This window comes from Dietzia maris (genome assembly GCF_014144855.1).
In the GTDB taxonomy this organism is placed as follows: domain Bacteria; phylum Actinomycetota; class Actinomycetes; order Mycobacteriales; family Mycobacteriaceae; genus Dietzia; species Dietzia kunjamensis.
In genome coordinates this window covers 1-444 of the sequence record NZ_JAALDN010000557.1, presented here as the reverse complement: position 1 = coordinate 444, position 444 = coordinate 1, and the positions used below count along the sequence as shown (strand labels likewise).

General features: G+C 73.6%; 1 pseudogene. It reads left to right on the top strand.

What is annotated here, in order from left to right:
• Nucleotides 1-444 (top strand): annotated as a pseudogene (locus G6024_RS16170) (HNH endonuclease signature motif containing protein); the annotation flags it as partial.

Sequence of the window (444 nt, the reverse complement as noted above, 5' to 3'; positions counted from 1 at the left end):
ATCCTGGCCACCGAGGAAGCAGCCGTCCTGGCCGAGGCCCTCGACCAACGCGTGAAAGACCACAAGTGCGCCGACGCCCAAGCCGCCGCCAACGCCGGCGATGGCGGCGCGGCCGACAGTGATGGCTCTGGCGAGGTCGAGGATTACTCGATCGCCGAGCGTCGCGCCGACGCCCTGATGTCCCTGGTGTGCGGCGATCCCGGCCTAGCCGGCACCCCTGCCCGCCCCGGCGGGACCGGTGGGGTGGCGTTGCGGCCGAAGGTCACCGTCATCGCCACCGGCAACACCGCCCGCGACGCTGGCGGTGCCCGGGTGGAGTTCACCCGCTCCGGCCAGGCCGCGCTGCAGGCCCTGCTGGACATGCTCGCCACCAGCGACGGAGCCACCTTCGAGCCCATCGATCCGCGGATCGGGGCCGCCGATGACGCCCGCGCCGCCCTGCAG